General features: G+C 73.3%; 16 protein-coding genes and 2 pseudogenes. 15 read left to right on the top strand and 3 right to left on the bottom strand.

All coding sequences use genetic code 11. From position 1 onward, the window contains the following. Positions 1–73 precede the first annotated feature (73 nt). From ACYVGN_RS03750 to ACYVGN_RS03740, 3 genes are read left to right on the top strand one after another with little or no spacing between them, the layout of a single operon-like run. On the top strand, positions 74–919 hold the full coding sequence (locus ACYVGN_RS03750) for an aggregation-promoting factor C-terminal-like domain-containing protein (protein WP_460788852.1): 846 nt from the start codon (positions 74–76) through the stop codon (positions 917–919). Between the two features lie 10 nt (positions 920–929). Next, positions 930–1,214 carry a hypothetical protein gene (locus ACYVGN_RS03745; RefSeq protein ID WP_055991217.1) on the top strand — a complete coding sequence of 95 codons (285 nt, stop codon included), beginning with the start codon at positions 930–932 and terminating at the stop codon, positions 1,212–1,214. An 18-nt stretch (positions 1,215–1,232) separates the two neighbouring features. Next, positions 1,233–1,940, top strand: coding sequence for an alpha/beta hydrolase (locus ACYVGN_RS03740; RefSeq protein ID WP_055991220.1), 708 nt, complete (start codon positions 1,233–1,235; stop codon positions 1,938–1,940). On the opposite strand, the gene ACYVGN_RS03735 is transcribed toward ACYVGN_RS03740, so the two are convergent. Beyond that, positions 1,941–2,990, bottom strand: coding sequence for an AI-2E family transporter (locus ACYVGN_RS03735; protein WP_460788849.1), 1,050 nt, complete (start codon positions 2,988–2,990; stop codon positions 1,941–1,943). A gap of 233 nt (positions 2,991–3,223) precedes the next feature. On the opposite strand from ACYVGN_RS03735, the gene ACYVGN_RS03730 reads away from it, so the two are divergent. The 7 genes from ACYVGN_RS03730 (at position 3,224) to putP (ending at position 13,596) form a co-directional block, all read left to right on the top strand. Beyond that, on the top strand, positions 3,224–5,092 hold the full coding sequence (locus ACYVGN_RS03730; protein WP_460788847.1) for a glycosyl transferase: 1,869 nt from the start codon (positions 3,224–3,226) through the stop codon (positions 5,090–5,092). Positions 5,093–5,128: 36 nt separating this feature from the next. Continuing rightward, complete coding sequence (locus tag ACYVGN_RS03725) at positions 5,129–6,067, top strand: tetratricopeptide repeat protein (RefSeq protein ID WP_055991229.1); 939 nt, start codon at positions 5,129–5,131, stop codon at positions 6,065–6,067. A 10-nt stretch (positions 6,068–6,077) separates the two neighbouring features. Continuing rightward, positions 6,078–7,241, top strand: coding sequence for a cysteine desulfurase family protein (locus ACYVGN_RS03720; RefSeq protein WP_460788845.1), 1,164 nt, complete (start codon positions 6,078–6,080; stop codon positions 7,239–7,241). Positions 7,242–7,487: 246 nt separating this feature from the next. Further along, a complete protein-coding gene (gene mnmA / locus ACYVGN_RS03715; RefSeq protein ID WP_460788843.1) occupies positions 7,488–8,645 on the top strand; it encodes a tRNA 2-thiouridine(34) synthase MnmA in 1,158 nt (385 codons plus the stop codon). A gap of 9 nt (positions 8,646–8,654) precedes the next feature. Next, complete coding sequence (ligA, locus tag ACYVGN_RS03710; protein WP_460788841.1) at positions 8,655–10,994, top strand: NAD-dependent DNA ligase LigA; 2,340 nt, start codon at positions 8,655–8,657, stop codon at positions 10,992–10,994. Positions 10,995–11,007: 13 nt separating this feature from the next. Then, the gene (locus tag ACYVGN_RS03705; RefSeq protein WP_460788839.1) at positions 11,008–11,997 is read left to right on the top strand and encodes an aldo/keto reductase; all 990 of its coding nucleotides are present in this window, start codon (positions 11,008–11,010) and stop codon (positions 11,995–11,997) included. 102 nt (positions 11,998–12,099) lie between these two features. Further along, positions 12,100–13,596 carry a sodium/proline symporter PutP gene (putP, locus tag ACYVGN_RS03700; RefSeq protein ID WP_460788838.1) on the top strand — a complete coding sequence of 499 codons (1,497 nt, stop codon included), beginning with the start codon at positions 12,100–12,102 and terminating at the stop codon, positions 13,594–13,596. Positions 13,597–13,653: 57 nt separating this feature from the next. Here putP and ACYVGN_RS03695 read toward each other — a convergent pair whose 3' ends face one another. Further along, on the bottom strand, positions 13,654–15,453 hold the full coding sequence (locus ACYVGN_RS03695) for a DEAD/DEAH box helicase (protein WP_460788836.1): 1,800 nt from the start codon (positions 15,451–15,453) through the stop codon (positions 13,654–13,656). Positions 15,454–15,491: 38 nt separating this feature from the next. After that, complete coding sequence (locus ACYVGN_RS03690; RefSeq protein WP_460788834.1) at positions 15,492–17,189, bottom strand: long-chain-fatty-acid--CoA ligase; 1,698 nt, start codon at positions 17,187–17,189, stop codon at positions 15,492–15,494. A 292-nt stretch (positions 17,190–17,481) separates the two neighbouring features. Here ACYVGN_RS03690 and ACYVGN_RS03685 point away from each other — a divergent pair, with 292 nt between their 5' ends. The 5 genes and pseudogenes from ACYVGN_RS03685 (at position 17,482) to ACYVGN_RS03665 (ending at position 19,700) form a co-directional block, all read left to right on the top strand. Beyond that, the gene (locus ACYVGN_RS03685; protein WP_134746829.1) at positions 17,482–17,868 is read left to right on the top strand and encodes a hypothetical protein; all 387 of its coding nucleotides are present in this window, start codon (positions 17,482–17,484) and stop codon (positions 17,866–17,868) included. After that, positions 17,865–18,566, top strand: a complete 702-nt coding sequence (locus tag ACYVGN_RS03680; RefSeq protein WP_460788832.1) for an acylneuraminate cytidylyltransferase family protein — start codon at positions 17,865–17,867, stop codon at positions 18,564–18,566. Before ACYVGN_RS03685 ends, ACYVGN_RS03680 begins: the two co-directional genes overlap by 4 nt. Continuing rightward, a pseudogene (locus ACYVGN_RS03675) lies at positions 18,535–18,957 on the top strand (N-acetylneuraminate synthase family protein); the annotation flags it as partial. The gene ACYVGN_RS03680 and the pseudogene ACYVGN_RS03675, both read left to right, overlap by 32 nt. Beyond that, positions 18,956–19,057: pseudogene (locus ACYVGN_RS03670) on the top strand (hypothetical protein); the annotation flags it as partial. The pseudogenes ACYVGN_RS03675 and ACYVGN_RS03670, both read left to right, overlap by 2 nt. Before the next feature lie 10 nt (positions 19,058–19,067). Further along, positions 19,068–19,700, top strand: a complete 633-nt coding sequence (locus tag ACYVGN_RS03665) for a DUF6716 putative glycosyltransferase (RefSeq protein ID WP_460788830.1) — start codon at positions 19,068–19,070, stop codon at positions 19,698–19,700. Positions 19,701–19,709 lie beyond the last annotated feature (9 nt).

Raw genomic sequence — 19,709 nt, 5'->3', positions numbered from 1 at the left:
GCGGGCATGGGCAGTTGCGCCCGTGACATCCCCGTGACATTCACAGCCCCCGCTGGGTTAGACTCGGGGAACTGTGACTTCTGCCCAGAACCGCCCCACGACGACGCTTTCCCGACGCGACGCCCGTGCGCTGGCCACCCGGAGGCCCGCGCCCGCACGCGTCTCGTCGCCCGCGCCCGCACGGCTGAGCCGTCGCCGCGGCGTCCTGAACGTGTTCGCGGGGGTCGCCGCCTTCGGCTTCCTCGCCGCGTATCTCGTCCCCACGACGGCGGCGCTGGCGGAGGGTGCGCCGGTCTCGGCCTACGAGACCGCGACCGCAGATGCCCAGGCCTACGTGGCGTCGGCCGACTTCGCTCCCGCGGGCAGCCTGCAGTACGGCACGTACGCCGTGGAGCTGGCCGCGGACGAGAGCGGCAAGCCGCACCCCAAGGCCACCCTCGAGGTGTGGCAGGAGTACGCCGCCTCGATCGGCGTGGACGTCCCCGAGGGGGCCACGCGCGACGAGATCCGCGAGCTGGTCGCCGAGAAGGAGGCCGCCGACGCGGCGGCAGAGGCGGAGGCCGAGGAGGCAGCCGCGTCCCAGGCGCAGCCCGCCGCCGCGAGCGCCGGCACGACCTGGCAGACGCCCTTCTACACGGGCGGCGGCGCGCCGGGGGACTGGATGGCCGCCGCGGGCATCGCCCAGAGCGACTGGGGCTACGTCGACTACATCGTGTCGCGCGAGAGCGGCTGGAACCCCAACGCCACGAACCCGTACTCGGGCGCCTGCGGCCTCGTCCAGGCCCTGCCGTGCAGCAAGGTGCCCGGCGGCGGCTACGACCCGGTCGCGAACCTGACGTGGGCGAACGGCTACGCTGTGGGCCGCTACGGCAGCTGGGCCAACGCGTACGCGTTCTGGACCGCCAACCACTGGTGGTAGGCCCTGCGCCATGCCCCGCTCGAACCGCCGTCGCCGGGATGACCGCGACGACGACTCGCTCGATCGCCTGATCGCCGGCTGGCGCCGCACGGAGACCCGCCGCGGTCGCGAGTACTCGGTGCAGCCCGTGAGCGGGGCGCGATCCGAGAAGACCTACACGTGCCCGGGATGCGGCGGGGAGATCGGCCTCGGCGTCGCACACCTCGTGGTGTGGCGCGAGGACGGCGTGCTCGGGCCGCAGGCCGACCTGGCCGCGCGCCGGCACTGGCACACGCACTGCTGGAAGACGGCCTGAGGCCGCGGAAGGACGAACATGGAGATCCGTGGAGCCGTGACGCTTCCCGCACGCCGCGAGGACATCGAACTGCGCACGAGCGACGGGCTGACGCTCGTGGGCGAGCTCTCGCTGCCCGCCGATCGCGATCCCGTCGCGACGCTGGTGACGCTGCACCCCCTGCCGACCCACGGCGGATTCATGGACTCGCACATCATCCGCAAGGCCGCGGCGCGGCTGCCCGCGCTGGCCGACCTGGCGGTGCTGCGCTTCAACACGCGCGGCACGACGTCGCCGCGCGGCACGAGCGAGGGGTCCTTCGGCGACGGCGTCGCGGAGGAGACCGACGTGGCCGCAGCCATGGCGTTCGTCGCGGAGCGCGGCCTGCCGGACCCGTGGCTCCTGGGCTGGTCCTTCGGCACCGAGCTCGCCCTCAAGTACGGACGCCGCCACGACGTCCGGGGCGCCATCCTGCTCTCGCCGCCGCTGCACCGCGCGACGGACGACGACCTGCGCGCGTGGCGGGACGACCCGCGTCGCCTGGTCGCGCTCATCCCCGAGTTCGACGACTACCTGCGCCCCGCCGAGGCGGCCGAGCGCTTCTCCCTCATCCCGCATCTCGAGCTGATCCCCGTCGAGGAGGGCAAGCACCTCTGGGTCGGGGAGAAGCAGACGTTCCGCGTGCTGAGCGAGATCGTCCGGGTCGTCAACCCCGCCGCGCTCCCCCTGCCGAGTGAGTGGCCCTGATCACCGCTCGTTCATGCGCGGGATGACCACCTGGCGGTAGATGATCAGGACGCTCGCCGCGACCGGGATCGCGATCAGGGCGCCCAGGAGGCCGAGCAGCGCGCCGCCCGCCAGGGCCGCGACGACGACCACGCCACCGGGCACCGAGACCGCGCGGCTCATGATGCGCGGCGACAGCACGTACGCCTCGATCTGCATGTAGATCAGGTAGTAGATGCCGGCGATCAGCGCCGTCGTGGGGGAGCCCAGGCCCGGCAGAAGGCAGGCCAGCGTGATGATCGTCGAGCCGGTGAGCGTGCCCACCAGCGGGATCATCGACCCGAGGAAGGCCACGACCGCGAGCACGGCCGGGAACGGCGCCTGGATGATGTTGAGGAACACGATGCTGAGCACGCCGTTGATCAGCGCGAGGCTGACCTGGCCCATGACGTAGTAGCCGACGGAGTCGGTGATCTGGTCGCCGAGGGAGACGAACGTCGGGCGCTTCGAGGCGGGGGCGAGCTGGTAGATCGCGCGCTTGAGCGACGGCGTCGAGGCCGTGAAGTAGATCGTGAGGATCAGCACGATGAACGCGCCGAACAGGCCGTTCACGACGCCGAACGTGAGGCCCACGACGCTCTCGCTGATCGTGTCGATGTTGCCGAGCAGCCAGTCGTTGACGTTCTGGAAGATGTCGTCGATCTGCAGGGACGGGAACAGGCCGAGCAGCCAGACGCGGAGATCCTCGAGCAGCGTGCCTCGGTTCACGATCTGGGTGATCTGCTCGACGAGCTGTCCCCCCTGCGCGACCAGCACGGGGAGGATGATCAGCGCGATCCCCGTGAACAGGCCCAGCACCGCCACGAGCGTGATCAGCACGGCCGCCCAGCGCGGCAGGCGCCTGCGCTCGAGCCACGACACGACCGGGTCCAGGCCGAGCGCGATGAACAGCGCCGTGCCGACGTACAGCAGGATCGTCGACAGCGACTGCACGCTCTGGAGGAGCAGGATTCCCAGTCCCACGCCGAGCGTGGCGACCAGGGCGACCCGGAACGGGTTGTGGATCTTCAAGCGTCCTCCTCGGGGCGTGTCCGTGAGGTCAGGATAGGGGGATGAGGGGACGTCGCCGTGCCGCGACCTGCTCCTGGGCGACACTCAGGACGGTTTCGCTAGTCTGATCTGATGTCCCGCCCGTACGGCAGGACACGAGCTCTGTCGCGTCGGGCGATCAGCCCGGTGCCGCGGACTCGTCGAGTGCCGAGACCCGCCGGCCCGAGCAGCGGGTCGTGTGAGGAGTCGGATTCGTGCGTTTCGTCTGGGCGGTCGTCGCCTTCGTGCTCGCAGCCGCGCTGATCGGCGCGGGGATCGCGCAGCGCACCGTGTTCCTGGGGCCCGACACCGCCACGGTGCGGATCGACACCCCGGAGGAGCAGCCGTACACCCTCATCGACGCCGAGGTGTTCCGCACCCATTCGGGCACGCAGACGCTCGAGGTCGCCGGGACGGAGCGGATCTACGCCGCGTACGGGCGCACGGCCGACATGGAGGCGTGGCTCTCCGACGCGCCGTACAACCACGTGACGCTGGATGACCAGGGCTCGGCCGTCACCGAGGTCGTCCAGCCCGACGGCGACGCGGAGTTCGAGGGCCGCAACCCCGAGGGCTCGGACCTGTGGCTCGAGGAGTACGTCGCGGAGGGCGAGCTCTCCACCCGCCTGCAGCTGCCCGACGGCGTGAGCGTGCTGATCGCGTCGGACGGCGCCGCTCCGGCCCCGGCGGACATCTCGATCGTGTGGCCGATCTCGAACGCGACGCCCTGGGCCGGACCGCTCATCGTCGCCGGCGGCCTGCTGCTGCTGCTCGGCGTGCTCCTGTGGATCCTGGGCATCCGTCACGTCCGGCGCTCGCGCGGCCCGCGCCGCAAGGGCCCCGTGCTCCCGCCGACCGAGCCCATCGCGGTCGGGGCGGGGCGTCGTCGCGCGGCCGTGGCACCCGCGGAGCCGCGCAAGGAGCTCACCGAGGGCGGCGACGACACCGCGCCCGATGCCGACGCCGCAGGCGACGGCGACTCCGGGCCCCGTGACGACAAGGGCGCGGAGGGCCGCGCGAACCGCCGCGCGCTCCTGTCGCTGCCGGTGCTCGGCCTCACGGCCGCGCTCGTGACCGGCTGCTCGCCCGACGTGTGGCCGCAGGTCACGCCGACCCCGACGCCGTCGCCCAGCGCCACGGTCGTGACGCCCGAGAACCAGCAGGCTCCCGCGCTCACGGACGTGCAGGCCGCGCGCATCGTCGAGGACATCGCGGCCACGGTCGCCGAGGCGGACGAGAACCGCGACCTCGACCTCGCCGGCACCCGCCTGGACGGCGTCGCGCTCGCGATGCGCGAGGTGAACTACCGCATCCGCGAGGACGTCGAGGACCACCCCGCTCCGGCGGCGATCGCGGGCGAGAAGGTCAGCATCATGCTGCCGCAGGCTTTCGACGAGTGGCCCCGCACGGCCATGCTGATCGTCGAGGGGGAGGACCCCGCGACCCCGCCGAACATCATGATGATCGCGCAGGCCGACCCGTGGTCGAACTACAAGGTCACGACGATCGCGAGCATGGAGGCCTCCGCGGAGGTCCCCGAGCTGCCGCCGTCGTGGCTCGGGTCGCCCGTCGTGCCGCCGGACTCGTCGTTCCTGTCGATCGCGCCGCAGGATCTCGCGGCGGCGTATGCCGACGTGCTGGGCCGCGGCGAGGAGAGCGAGTTCGCCTCGCTGTTCGACCTCGAGGCGGACACGTTCCGCGTCGCGGTCGAGGAGAAGCGCGCCCAGACGCTCGAGAGCTTCAACGAGACGGGCGCCGAGACGGGGTCGATCGAGTTCGGCCAGGAGCCCGGTGACAGCGATCCGGTCGCGCTGGCCACGCTCGGCAGCGGGGCGATCGTGGCCGTGACGGTCGACGAGATCGAGACGGTCAAGCCGACCGAGGACGACGCCGTCATCAAGCTCGAGGGCGACCGCGCCATCTCGACGCTGACGGGTGAGACGACCACGGGCACGGGCGTGCGCACGACGTACACCGACCAGCTCTTCTTCGCGGTTCCCGCACCGGGCTCGACCGAGAGGATCCGGCTGCTGGGCTACGCGTCGGGCCTGCGCGGTGCCGAGATCCTGGAGGAGGACGAGTGATCGCTCGTGCTCAGAGCAACCCTCGAGAGGTGACCGATGAGTGACGCCGCCGCATCGCCGCTGAGCGCCGCCGCCCTGCGCGGCGCCGTCGACCTGTCCGCACTGAAGAACCGGCCGGCCCCGGGCGCGCCCGGCGCCGGACAGCCGCCCGTGGGCGCCGCGGCCGGCGCGCCGTCGGTCGTCTTCGACGCCACCGAGCAGTCGTTCCAGGAAGTGCTCGAGCTCTCGCGCCGCGTCCCCGTGGTCGTGGCGCTGTGGTCGCCGCGCAGCGGCCCCGTCGACGCGGGGCTCGAGAACGCGGTGCGCGCGCAGGGCGGCCGTCTCGTGCTGGCCCGCGTGGACGTCGACGCCAATCCGCAGCTCCTTCAGGCGTTCCGCCCGCAGTCCATCCCGATGGCCGTGGCGATCGTCGCCGGCCAGCCCGTCCCGCTGTTCGCCGGCCCGGTGCCGGAGGATCAGCTCGCGCAGGTCTTCGCGCAGCTGCTCCAGCTCGCGGCGCAGAACGGCGTGACCGGCACGGTGCCGGTGGACGGCGCGGACGAGGCTCCGGCCGAGCCGCCCCTGCCGCCGCTGCACGCCGAGGCGTACGCCGCGATCGAGGTGGGCGACTACGACCGCGCGATCGCCGCGTACGAGAAGGCGCTCAAGGAGAATCCGCGCGACGAGGAGGCCCAGGCGGGCCTCGGCCAGGTGCGGCTGCTGTCGCGCGTGAAGGGCCTGGACCTGCAGGCCGCGCGCCAGGCCGCCGCGGCGGCGCCGACCGACGTGGAGGCCCAGCTGCGGGTCGCCGACCTCGACATCGCCGGTGGGCACGTGGACGACGCCTTCGACCGCCTGCTCGAGCTGTTCGCGGCGCTGCCGGCCGACGAGCGCGCTCCCGTGCGCGAGAGGCTCGTGGAGCTCTTCGGCGTGGTCGGCGCCGCCGACCCGCGCGTGGTCCGCGCGCGCGGACGGCTGACCTCGCTGCTGTTCTGACCCCGTCCGGATGACCGTCTACCTCGATCACGCCGCGACCACGCCGCTGCGCCCGGAGGCGCGCGACGCCTGGCTCGCGGCGGCCGAGACGGTCGGGAACGCCTCGTCCATCCACGGCGCGGGGCAGACCGCCCGCAGGCTGCTCGAGGACGCGCGCGACCGCCTGGCGGCCGCGCTGGACTGCCAGCCCATCGAGGTCGTGTTCACGTCGGGCGGCACCGAGTCGATCAACCTCGCGCTCAAGGGCCTGTGGTGGGCCCGCCCGGCGGGTCGGGACGCGATCGCGCTGCCCGACGGCGAGCACCACGCCACGCTCGACGCCGTCGCATGGCTGAGCGAGCACGAGGACGCCCGCGTGGTCCCCGTGCCGCTCGACGGCGCGGCGCGCATCCTGCCCGAGCGTTTCGCGGCGGCGCTCGACGACCGCACGGCGCTGGCCACCGCGCTCGTGGCCAGCAACGAGGCCGGCACGGTGAACGACGCCGCGGCCCTCGCGGAACGGGCCGCCGAGCGCGGCGTGCCGCTGCATCTCGACGCCGTCGCCGCCTTCGGGCATGTGCCGGTGACGTTCCGCGGCTGGCGCGGCGACGCGCGGGGCGCCGCGGGGCTCGTGGCCCTCAGCGTCTCGGGCCACAAGGTCGGCGCTCCGGTGGGGACGGGCGCCCTGGTCGTCTCCCGGGAGGCCTCCCTCACCGCCCTGCAGCACGGCGGCGGGCAGCAGCGTGCGCTGCGCGCGGGGACGCAGGACGTCGCGGGCGCGACCGCGCTGGCCGTCGCGGCCGAGCTCGCCGGGCGCGAGCGCGTGGCCGAGGCGGAGCGGCTCGGCGCCATGCGCGATGAGCTCATCGCGCGCGTGCGCCGCGACATCCCCGAGGCCGTGCTGCTCGGCGATCCGGTCGACCGGCTGCCGGGAAGCGTCCACCTGCACCTGCCCGGCGCGCCGGGGGAGTCGCTGCTCTACCTGCTCGACCGCGAGGGCATCGCCGTGTCGACGGGCTCGGCCTGCCAGGCCGGGGTGCCCGAGCCGTCGCACGTCGTGCTCGCGATGGGGCGCGACGAGCGCGCCGCCCGCGAGGTCCTCCGCATCACGCTCGGCCGGACGACCACCGCCGCCGACGTCGACGCGATCGCCGCGGCCCTGCCGGAGGCCTACCGGCGCGCCGCGCGCCGCTGACCGGCCGCGTCGCGTTCCGGATCCCGGATGGGCGGTGCCTGCCGTGCTGGTGGGGTCCCATCCGCCCCATCCGTCGCATCGGTCCGGCTTTCGGCACCGGGCGGCCGCTGACAGGCTGGGCTGGCCGTTTGCAGGCTCAGGAGCCTCACGGGGTGACGTGCGTCACATCCAGCCTGTGAGGGACCGCGTCCGGTGGTCGTAACGGAGCCCGGCCCCCGCCCAGCGACCGGTTCGTAGACTTGACGGATGCGGATCCTGGCGGCGATGAGCGGCGGCGTGGACTCCGCCGTCGCGGCCGCGCGGGCCGTCGAGGCGGGGCACGACGTGGTCGGCGTGCACCTCGCGCTGTCGCGCGCGGGCGGCACGCTGCGCACCGGCAGCCGCGGCTGCTGCACGATCGAGGACGCCATGGACGCCCGCCGCGTCGCCGACCGCCTGGGCATCCCGTTCTACGTGTGGGACTTCTCCGAGCGCTTCCGCGACGACGTGATCGACGACTTCGTGGCCGAGTACCAGGCCGGTCGCACGCCGAACCCCTGCATGCGCTGCAACGAGCGGATCAAGTTCGCCGCGCTGCTGGAGCGCGCGCTCGAGCTCGGCTTCGACGCCGTCTGCACGGGCCATTACGCGATCCTGCGCGAGGGCGAGCGCGGCCTCGAGCTGCACCGCTCGAGCGAGGAGGCCAAGGACCAGTCGTACGTGCTCGGCGTGCTCACGGCGGAGCAGCTCGCGCACACGTACTTCCCGCTCGGCGACACGCCCTCGAAGGCGCTCGTCCGCGCGGAGGCCGAGGCGCGCGGGCTCGCGGTCGCCTCCAAGCCCGACAGCTACGACATCTGCTTCATCCCCGACGGGGACACGCGCGGCTGGCTCGCCGAGCAGGTGGGCACGGCCCCGGGCGAGATCGTGGACCGCAGCGGCGCGGTCGTGGGGAGCCACGACGGCGCGCACGCCTTCACGATCGGCCAGCGCAAGGGCCTGCGCCTGGGCGTTCCGGCGCCGGACGGCAAGCCGCGCTTCGTGCTCGAGGTCCGCCCCGTCTCCAACACCGTCGTGGTCGGCCCCAAGGAGGCGCTCGCGATCGGCGAGCTCGCCGGCAGCCGCTACACGTGGGCCGGGGCCGCCCCGGAGGACGCCGCGACGGCGTTCCCATGCGACGTGCAGGTCCGCGCCCACGCCGACCCGGTGCCCGCGACGGCCGTGGTGCGCGATGACGAGCTCGTCGTCACGCCGCAGGACCCGCTGCACGGCGTCGCCCCGGGCCAGACCGCGGTGCTCTACGACGGCACGCGCGTGATCGGCCAGTGCACGATCGATCGCACGGTGTCGGCCGCGCCCGTCCCGGCCCAGCTCCCGGCCCCGGCGGGGCGCAAGCGGCGGAGGAACGTCGGACCCCGTTCATAGACTGGGCAGGTGGCTGACGGCGAGATCGACCTTCCCGAACTGACCCTCGACGAGGCGCGCGCCGAGGCGCGCGAGCTGACCGACCGCATCCTCGAGGCGAAGGACGCCTACTACGGCCGCGACGTCTCGCTGGTCGACGACGCGACCTACGACGGGTGGATGCGACGCCTCGAGCAGCTCGAGCGCGCGCACCCCGAGCTGCAGGGCCAGGACTCGCCGACGCAGATGGTGGGGGCGGCCGAGGGCACCGCGCTCGCGACGATCGAGCACGCCGAGCGGATGATGAGCCTCGACAACGTGTTCACGGTCGACGAGCTGCGCGACTGGTGCGCCAAGACGCAGGATGCCGCGGGCCGCCAGGTCGCGTGGCTGACCGAGCTCAAGATCGACGGCCTGGCGATCAGCCTGCGCTACGAGAACGGCGTGCTCACGTCGGCTGCCACCCGCGGCGACGGCCGGGTGGGAGAGCTCGTCACGGAGAACGCCCTGCGCCTCGCGGACATCCCCGAGCGCCTGGCGGGCGAGGGCCACCCGGCGATCGTCGAGGTCCGCGGCGAGGTCTTCATCCCGGTCGCCGCCTTCGAGCGGCTCAACGCGCTGCAGGCGGAGCTGCGCGACCGCGCGGTCGCCGAGGCGCGCGAGCGCTTCGGCGCGCGCCGCGCGGCGGCCGGCGAGTTCGACGAGGAGCGCGCCCGCACGGCGGCCGCACGCCGGTTCCCCGCCTTCGCCAACCCCCGCAACGCCGCGAGCGGCGGCCTGCGGCAGCAGCTCGACAAGAAGCAGGGCCTCGACCTTGAGGCTGCCCTCGCGCGCGTCGGATCGCTGCGCCTGTACGTGCACGGCATCGGCGCGTGGCCGGACCCGCCCGTGGCCGCGCAGAGCGAGGTCTACGCGCTGCTGAAGGACTGGGGCCTGCCGATCAGCCCGCACCCAGCCGTGTGCCACGGCATCGACGAGGTGCTCGCCTTCGTGGAGCGCTACCGCGAGCAGCGGCACGCGATCGAGCACGAGCTCGACGGCATCGTCGTGAAGGTCGACGAGCTCGCGCTTCACGACGAGCTGGGCGCCACCAGCCGTGCGCCGCGCTGGGCGATCGCGTTCAAGTACCCGCCCGAGGAGGTGCACACGCGCCTGCTGGACATCGTGGTGTCGGTGGGGCGCACGGGCCGGGCCACGCCGTACGCCGTCATGGAGCCCGCCCACGTCGCCGGGTCCGTCGTGCGTCAGGCCACGCTCCACAACCAGGACGTCGTCAAGGCCAAGGGCGTGCTGATCGGCGACACGGTCGTCCTCCGCAAGGCGGGCGACGTCATCCCCGAGGTGCTCGGACCCGTCGTGGAGAAGCGCGACGGCACGGAGCGCGCCTTCGTGATGCCCGCCGAGTGCCCCGAGTGCGGCACGCCGCTGCGGCCCATGAAGGAGGGCGACATCGACCTCCGCTGCCCGAACGCGAAGGACTGCCCCGCGCAGGTGCGGGGCCGCGTCGAGCACATCGGGTCCCGCGGCGCGCTCGACATCGAGGCGCTGGGCGAGGTCACGGCGGCCGCGCTGACCCAGCCGGACGCGCCGGCCGACCCGCCGCTCCACACCGAGGCCGCGCTGTTCGAGCTGACACTGGATCAGCTCGTCCCCATCGAGGTGGTCGTCCGCGACGCCGAGACCGGCGAGAAGCGCGTCGACGAGAAGACCGGCGAGTACGTGCGCCGAGCCCCGTTCCGGCGCAATCCGACGGCGGCCGAGCGCAAGCAGGGGATCGAGGGGCCGCAGCCGTCGGCGCAGGCGCTCAAGCTCCTCGAGGAGCTCGAGAAGGCGAAGACGAAGGAGCTCTGGCGCCTGCTCGTGTCGCTGAACATCCGCCACGTCGGCCCGGTCGCTGCGCGCGCCCTGGCGGCGTGGTTCGGCTCGCTGGACGCCGTCATGGCCGCGGGCCGCGACGAACTCGCCGCGGTCGAGGGAGTGGGCCCCACCATCGCCGACTCGCTGACCGAGTGGTTCGCGGTCGACTGGCATCGCGAGATCGTGGAGCGCTGGCGCGCGGCCGGCGTGCGGTTCGAGACCCCCGGCCACCCCGGGCCGGGCGCCGCGACCGCCGCCGGGGGCGTGCTCGAGGGGCTGACGATCGTCGCGACCGGATCGCTCGAGGGGTACACGCGCGAGGGTGCGCAGGAGGCGATCCTCAAGGCGGGAGGCAAGGCCGCGTCCAGCGTGAGCAAGAAGACCGACTTCGTGGCCGCCGGGCCCGGTGCCGGATCCAAGCTCGCGAAGGCCGAGCAGCTCGGCGTGCGGATCATCGACGCTGACCAGTTCCACCTCCTCGTCACGGAAGGCCCGGGAGCGCTCCCATCCTGACTACGCTCGAGGTATGCAGCAGCGCACTCTCGGACGCACCGGACGCGACGTCTCCGTCATCGGCCTCGGCACCTGGCAGCTCGGGGCGGACTGGGGCGACGTCGACGAGGCCGACGCCCTCGCCGTGCTGGATGCGGCGCACGAGGCGGGGGTCACGTTCTTCGACACCGCGGACGTGTACGGCGACGGGCGCAGCGAGCAGCTGATCGGCCGCTGGCTGCGGAGCAACCCGGGCTCGGACGTGGTCGTCGCGACCAAGATGATCCGCCGCGCGGAGCGCCCCGACCTCGCTCACGCGACGCTCGACAACTTCCGCGCCTGGACCGACCGGTCGCGCCGCAACCTCGGCGTCGACACGCTCGACCTGGTGCAGCTGCACTGCCCCACGAGCGAGGTGTACGAGGCCGACCGCGTCTTCGACGACCTGGATGCTCTCGTGGTGGACGGCGCGATCGCGGCCTACGGCGTGAGCGTCGAGACCGTCGCCGAGGCGCTCCGGGCGATCGAGCGCCCCGGAGTCGCGAGCGTGCAGATCATCCTGAACGCCTTCCGCCGCAAGCCGCTCGACGCCGCCCTGCCCGCCGCCGTCGAGGCCGGCGTCGGCATCATCGCCCGCGTCCCGCTCGCGAGCGGCCTGCTGAGCGGCCGGTACACGCGCGAGACCACGTTCGCGGCCGACGACCACCGCAGCTACAACCGGCATGGCGAGGCGTTCGACGTGGGCGAGACGTTCTCGGGCGTCGACTACGAGACGGGCGTCGACGCCGCGGCGCGGTTCGCGGGCCTCGCCCGGGAGGCCGGGCTCGAGCCGGCGACGGCGGCCCTCGCGTGGGTCGCCCAGCAGCCCGGCGTGACCACGGTGATCCCGGGGGCGCGGAACCCGGAGCAGGCACGGGCGAACGCCGCGGCCGGCGAGGTCGGGCCCCTTCCCGAAGCGTTCCTCGACGGCGTGCGCGACCTCTACGACGAGGCCATCCGCCCGCTGGTGCACGACCGCTGGTAGCCCGGGCCGGGGGAGCGGCCGAGTGGCGCGACCTGCTCGCGGTCGCCTAAGGTAGGCGGCCGTGCCCGGGAACCGCCGGGCGCTCGAGGAGGAGCACCACCCATGTCCCCACACACCTGGCTGATCATCGCCCTGGTCATCTACTTCGGCGCCATGATCGGCATCGGCGTCTACGCCGCCACCAAGACCAAGGACCACGAGGACTACATGCTCGGCGGCCGCAACCTGCCGCCGGCCGTCGCGGCGCTGAGCGCCGGAGCATCCGACATGTCCGGCTGGCTCGTGATGGGCCTGCCCGGCGCCATCTACGCCGCCGGCCTGATCGAGGCGTGGATCGCGATCGGACTGACCGTCGGCGCGTACCTGAACTGGAAGTTCGTGGCGCCGCGCCTGCGGGCCTACACCGAGGTCGCGAAGAACTCGATCACCATCCCGAGCTTCTTCGAGAACCGCCTGCGCGACCGCACGCGCCTGCTGCGCATCGTCTCGGCCGTGATCATCCTCGTGTTCTTCACGCTGTACATCTCGAGCGGCATGGTCGCGGGCGGCGTGTTCTTCGAGAGCTCGTTCGGCGGCGACTACACCGTCGGCATGCTGCTCGTCGGCGGCGTGACGCTCGCCTACACGCTGTTCGGCGGCTTCCTCGGAGCGTCGTTCACCGACTTCGTGCAGGGCCTCATGATCGTCGCCGCCGTGCTCATCGTCCCGGTCATCGCCGTCGTCGCGGTCGGTGGCGTCGGCGAGTTCGGCGCGGCGATCGACCCCGCCCACGTGTCGATGCTGGGCGGCGAGGCGCTCACCGGCGCCGCCGCGATCGGCATCGTCTCGTCGCTCGCGTGGGGCCTCGGCTACTTCGGTCAGCCGCACATCATCGTGCGCTTCATGGCGCTGCGCAGCGCGGCCGAGGCCAAGACGGCCCGCCGGATCGGCATGGCGTGGATGATCCTGTCCCTCGCGGGCGCGGTCGCCGCGGGCTTCGTGGGGATCGTGTTCTTCCGCGAGACCGGGGCCGAGCTCGCCAACCCCGAGACGGTCATCCTGGTCATGGCCCAGGCGCTCATGCACCCGCTGGTGGCGGGCCTCGTGCTGTCGGCCGTCCTCGCGGCGATCATGTCGACCATCTCGAGCCAGCTCATCGTCACGTCGTCGGCCCTGGTCGAGGACATCTACCGCGTGGTGGCGAAGCGCACGCCCTCGCAGCGGACGCTCGTCGTCCTCGGGCGCGCGTGCGTGCTCGTGGTCTCGATCGTCGCGGTCCTGCTCGCCCTGAACCCCGAGAGCACGATCCTCGACCTGGTCGGCTTCGCCTGGGCGGGCTTCGGCGCCGCGTTCGGCCCGATCATCCTGCTGTCGCTGTTCTGGCGACGCCTGACAGCCTCGGGCGCGCTGGCCGGCATGGTCGTCGGCGCGGTCGTGGTGTTCACGTGGCCGCTGCTCGGCACGGGCCTCTACGAGATCGTGCCCGGATTCGCACTCAACCTGCTCGTGGCGGTCGCCGTGAGCCTCGCGACCGCGAAGCACGACGAGGACATCCAGGACGAGTTCACCCGCACGGGCGCGATCGTCACGCAGCGTCCGGTCGCCGAGCCGACGCGCTGACCGTCGAGACGAGGACGCGCCCCGGGACGAGGTTCCGGGGCGCGTCGCCGTCTGAGCTCAGTCGCGGCCGTGGCGCGGCTTGCGCGCCGGGCGGTCGTCGCGCGCCGGCCGGCGGTCGCCGTCGCGCGGAGCACGGCGGGCACCGGGTCCGCGGTCGGGCTTGATCTCGATCAGGCGGCCCGAGATGCGGGTGTCGCGCAGCTTCTCGAGCACGCGGCGGTCGAGGTTCGCGGGCAGTTCGACGATCGAGAAGTCGGGGCGGATGTTGATGGCCCCGAAGTCGTCGCGGCCGAGGCCGCCCTCGTTCGCGAGCGCGCCGACGATCTGCCGCGGCTCCACCTTGTGCCGGCGGCCGACCTCGATGCGGTACGCCTTGTAGTCGCCGCGCCCGCGGCGCGCGGGCCGCTCGTCGCGCCCCGCGCGGTCGGCGCCGGCCCGCTCGCGCTTCGGCCGGTTGTCCGCCGCCACCGCCGCGGCGAGCGCGTCGTCCTCGGCCTCGATCAGCAGCGGCTTGTCGCCCTGCGCGACGATCGCGAGCGCGGCCGCGACGTCCGCCTCGGGCACGTCGTGGTTCCGGACGTAGTGGGCGATCACGTCGCGGTACGTGTCCAGCCGCTCGGTGTCCTGCAGCGCCGCGGTGATCGCGTCGTCGAACCGGGCCAGGCGCGTGGTGTTCACGTCCTCCGCGGTCGGCAGCTGCATCTGCGTGGGCTGCTGGCGCGTGGCCTTCTCGATGTGGCCGAGCAGGTAGCGCTCGCGCGGCGTGATGAAGCTGATGGCGTCGCCCGTGCGCCCGGCGCGACCGGTGCGGCCGATCCGGTGCACATACGACTCGGTGTCGGTCGGGATGTCGAAGTTCACGACGTGGCTGATGCGCTCGACGTCGAGACCGCGCGCGGCGACGTCGGTCGCGACCAGGATGTCGAGCTTGGCCTCCTTGAGCTGGTTCACCGTGCGCTCGCGCAGGTTCTGCGGGATGTCGCCGTTGATCGCGGCCGCGGAGTAGCCGCGTGCGCGCAGCTTCTCGGCGAGAGTCTCGGTCTCGTTCTTCGTCCGGACGAACACGATCATGCCGTCGAAGTTCTCGACCTCGAGGATGCGCGTGAGCGCGTCCACCTTCTGCGCGTACGAGACGACCAGGTAGCGCTGCGTGATGTTCGCGTTCGTGGCCGTCTTCGACTTGACCGAGATCTCCTCGGGGTCGCGCAGGTACTGCTGCGCGATCCGGCGGATCTGCGGGGGCATGGTCGCCGAGAACAGGGCGACCTGCTTGTCCTCCGGCGTCTGCGACAGGATCTGCTCGACGTCCTCCGCGAAGCCCATCTTGAGCATCTCGTCCGCCTCGTCGAGCACGAGGTAGTCGAGCTCGGAGAGGTCGAGCGTGCCCTTCGCGAGGTGGTCCATCACACGGCCGGGCGTTCCGACCACGATGTGCACGCCGCGTCGCAGCGCCGACAGCTGCACGCCGTAGCCCTGACCGCCGTACACGGGCAGCAGGTGCACGCCCTTCATGCGCGTCGCGTACGCCTCGAAGGCCTCGGCGACCTGCAGCGCCAGCTCGCGGGTGGGCGCGAGCACCAGCGCCTGCGGCGTCTTGCGGGACACGTCGAGCCGCTCGAGGATCGGCAGCGCGAATGCGGCGGTCTTGCCCGTGCCGGTCTGCGCCATGCCGACCACGTCGCGGCCGCTCAGCAGGGTCGGGATCGTGGCGCGCTGGATGGGAGAGGGCGTCTCGTAGCCCAGGTCGCGGATCGCGGCCAGCACGGGGCCGGTGATGCCGAGGTCGTCGAAGCCTGGGAGGACGTCGGTGCTGTCAGGGGTCGCGCTCTCGGGCGAGGCGGCGTCGTCAGGGGTCACGTCGCCACGGTATCGGCTGCCGGTTGTGAATCAACCGGTCAGCTCGACACGAGCGCCTGGAGCTGCTCGCGCACGCGGCGCCGCAGGACCTTCCCGATCATCGACTTCGGCAGCTCGTCCACGACGAAGATGCGGCGGGGCACCTTGTACGGGGTGAGGATGCCGCGTGCGAACGCGCGCATGGCCTCGACGTCGAGCTCGGCCCCGGGCTCGACCACCACGGCCGCCACGACCTCCTCGCCGCTGTGCGCGCTCGCCAGTCCCACCACCGCGGCGTCCAGGACATCCGGGTGCTGCCGCAGGGCGCTCTCGACCTCGGTGGGGGCGACGTTGAAGCCGCCCGTGATGATGAGCTCCTTGATCCGGTCGACGATGCGCACGAATCCGGTCTCGTCGATCGTCACGATGTCCCCGGTGCGGAACCAGCCGTCGACGAACACCGCCTCGGTCTCCTCGGGCTTTCCGTAGTAGCCGCCGAACACCTGCGGGCCGCGCACCAGCAGCTCGCCGGGCTCGCCCGGCTCGACGTCGCGCGTCGGCTCGTCGGGGTCCACGACGCGGCACTCCGTCCCGGGGAGGGGCAGGCCGATGGTGCCGGCGACCCGGTTCGCGGCGACCGGATTGGCCATCAGGACGGGGGAGCACTCGCTGAGGCCGTAGCCCTCGACGAGGAACCCGCCGGTCTCCGCCTCGAACGGCTCGACCAGTGCAGGGGAGAGCGCCATGGCCCCCGAGATCGCGATCTCGATGCCCGCGAGCGACACGCCCCGCTCCTTCGCGCGCGCCAGCAGTCGCTCCGCGATGGGCGGCACGAGGGGCAGGAAGGTCGCGGGGTGCTTCTTGACGACGTCGAGCACCATGTCGGGATCGAACTTGGGGAACAGCACGAGGCGCGCCCCCATCGACATCGCGAACGTGAGGCACAGGGTGAGGCCGTAGGCGTGGAACATCGGCAGCACGGCGTACACGACCACGCCGTCGCCGCGCCGGATGGTCGGCACCCAGGCCCGCGACTGGGCGGCGTTCGCGAGCAGGTTGCGGTGCGTGAGCGCCGCGCCCTTCGGCGTGCCGGTGGTGCCGGACGTGTACTGGATGATCGCGAGGTCGTCGGCCGCGGGCCCCGGGTGGGCGGCGGGAAGCGGCGCGGAGGAGAGCAGCTCCTCCCAGCGGATCGCGCCGCGCACCTTCTCGGTGAGCTGCGCCCGTGCCTCGCGCGCCTTCGCGATCGGCAGGCGCAGGGCGGCGCGCGTGGCGAGCGGCATGGCGCGCGTCACGTCGACCGAGATCAGCGTGTCGACAGCGAGATCTGCGGGGAATTCCTGCACGGTGCGCGCGACCTTGCTCCACACGATGGCGTGCTTGGCGCCGTGGTCCTCGAACTGCTTGCGCATCTCGCGGGGCGTGTAGAGCGGGTTGTGCTCCACGACGACCGCGCCGAGGCGCAGCACCGCGTAGAACGCGACGATGTGCTGCGGGCAGTTGGGGAGGATGATCGCGACCGGATCGCCCTTGCGCACGCCGCGGGCGTGCAGGCCCGCAGCCGCGCGCTCGATCGCGTCGGCGAGCTGCGCGTAGCTCGTGGTGCGGCCGAAGAACTGCAGCGCGGGCGCATCCGGGAACTCCCGCGCGGACGTGGCGACGATGTCGACGAGCGAGCCCTCGATCGGGCCCAGATCGGCCGGGACGCCCTCCGCGTACGAGGTGATCCAGGGGCGAGGGGGATCGTATTCGGTCACCCGCCCAGCCTAGACAGCGCCCGCCCCGGCGATCGGCGGCGACCGGATGGGAGGTGGGGACGAACCGACCGTTCACCGCCCGGCGCGCGGCGGTTCACCCGGTCGCGACGCGGCATTCACCGCTCCGGACGAACGTGGCCCGATACGGCCGCCCCGCTCGCCGGGCGGCTCGACGGAGGGACGGGATCGACGTGTCATCACGATCCGCTGCGCCGCTGGCCTGGGTGGAGTCGCCGCTGCGTTCGACCTCGGCGCCTCGCGGCTGGACGCGCTCGCCGACCGCGGCGCGCGCGTGGAACGCCACCGCTTCGAGTGGACCCGGCGCAGCGCGCCGCCGTGCGACATCCGCGGCCGCGTGATCCTCGGCGGCGCCCTGCCGGTCGACGGCCGGATGCCGCTGGCGGCCTACCTGGACTGGGTCGCGGTGGCGGCGGGGAGCGAGGGCGCCGTGTACCTGCCCCACCGGCGCGAGACCGCGCGCCAGCGCGACGCCGTCGCGCGCATCCCGGGCGTCGAGGTGCGGGTGACCGGGCTGCCGCTCGAGATCACGCTGGCGGGGGCGGCCGACGTCGACGTGCTCACGCTGTCGTCGAGCGCCCAGACGACGCTGCCGCTCGTGCTGGGGGAGCGCGCCGCGATCCGCTCTGCGGCCGATCGCCGGGCGGGGGAGCCCGCGTGACCGGCTGCGTCGCTGTCATCCCCGCGCGGGGCGGGTCCAAGGGCGTCCCCGGCAAGAACCTGCGCCGGGTGGGCGGAGTGCCGCTCGTGGTGCGGGCCGTGCGGGCCGCGCGCGCGGCCCACGGCATCGACCTGGTCGTGGTCTCGACCGACGACGACGAGATCGCCCGCGTCGCGGCCGGCGCCGGCGCCCGCATCGTGCGACGCCCCGCCGGGATCTCGGGCGACACCGCCGCGAGCGGGTCGGCGCTGGTTCACGCGCTGGACGAGCTGGCGGCCGACGGGCTGCACCCGCGGGTGCTGGCGTTCCTGCAGGCGACGTCGCCCTTCATCGACGTCGACGCGCTCGGCGAGGCGGTCGGCCGGGTGCTCGCCGGAGAGGCCGACAGCGTGTTCGCGGCCGTGCCGAGCCATGCGTTCCTGTGGCAGCGCACGGCGGAGGGCGTCACCGGAGTCGGGCACGACATGAGCGGCCGGCCGCGGCGGCAGGACCGGGACCCGCAGCACCGCGAGACCGGCGCGTTCTACGTGATGGACACCGCCGGCTTCACCGCCGCACGCCACCGCTTCTTCGGCCGCGTCGACGTGGCCGAGGTGCTCGAGCTGACCGCGATCGAGATCGACACCGCGGACGACCTCGCCGCGGCGAGCGCGCTGGCCGGGCTGCACGCCGGAGCACATGCGCGACGTGCCGCGTGAGACGCCGTAGGGCACGATGACGTACCTCGAGTTCGACCGCGACGCGTACATCGAGATCGGCGACCACGCGACGCTGCGCGGCCTGGACTGGTTCGCCTCGCCGTGGGACGTGCCGTCGGTGGAGTTCCTCGAGGACCTCCGGGTGGTCGCGCACAAGGTCGCGTCGGCGTGCCTCACCGACATCGAGTTGCTCGACGCCCTGCGCGGGACCGGCAAGCCGATCATCCTGTCGACGGGCATATCGACGATGGAGCAGATCGACGCCGCCGTGGAGCGCCTCGGCACGGACCGTCTCGTGCTGATGCACGCCACCTCGACCTACCCCATGGAGCCGGAGGAGGCGAACCTGCGGATGCTGGGCGCCCTCCGCGACCGCTTCCCCCTCGTACCTGAAGTGGGGCGCGGCGCTCCTGCAGCGGGCACCGCGCGAGTGGGAGCGCGAGCTGGCCGTGGTCGAGGGTGCGCTCGTGGTCAGCGAGGCCCAGCAGCGCGCCGCGCTCCATGGCACGGACTTCGCGGCGCGTGGTGTTCAAGCTGCGCGGCACGGCCGGCGAGCGGCAGACGCACCACGAGGATCTGCCGTACACCGAGCTGCCCGACAGGCTCGGGAACGTGCCCCCGAACCTGGTGACGTCGACCGCCCCCATGGGCCGCGCGCTCGAGACGGCGGAGGGCCGCGCGACCGTGAGCTCGACCGCCGCCGTCGAGGCCGTCGCGCGCGGCGTGCCGGTGCTGGCGCTCGACATGTTCGGCGTGAGCGACGAGCTGATCAACACGGTCTTCGCAGGCAGCGGACTCCTGGGCGGCGCGGACGACCTCGTCGCGCGGCGGTTCCGCCACCCCGATCCCGGCTGGCTCGCGGACAACTACTTCCATCCGTCGGAGGACGACGACTGGACCGCGGTCGTGGCCGAGCTGGTGGGCCGGCGGCGCGCCGGCGAGCTGCCGCCCCGCGAACCCCTGCCGCGCCGCGGCGGCCCGCTGCGCGAGGCATGGCACCGCAAGCGCGTCCTGGGGCCGTACGACCGCAGCGTCGCGGGCGCGGCCGCGCTCGCGCTCGGGCACCCGGCGCGGGCGGCCGTGATCGGCGCCCACCGCCTCCGTCGGGCGTGGGGCGCGGGGCGCGCCGACTAGACTCGGGGG

Source organism: Microbacterium lacusdiani, from assembly GCF_054779895.1.
The sequence above is the reverse complement of the archived record's forward strand: the minus strand, read 5'-3'. Positions and strand labels throughout refer to the sequence as shown.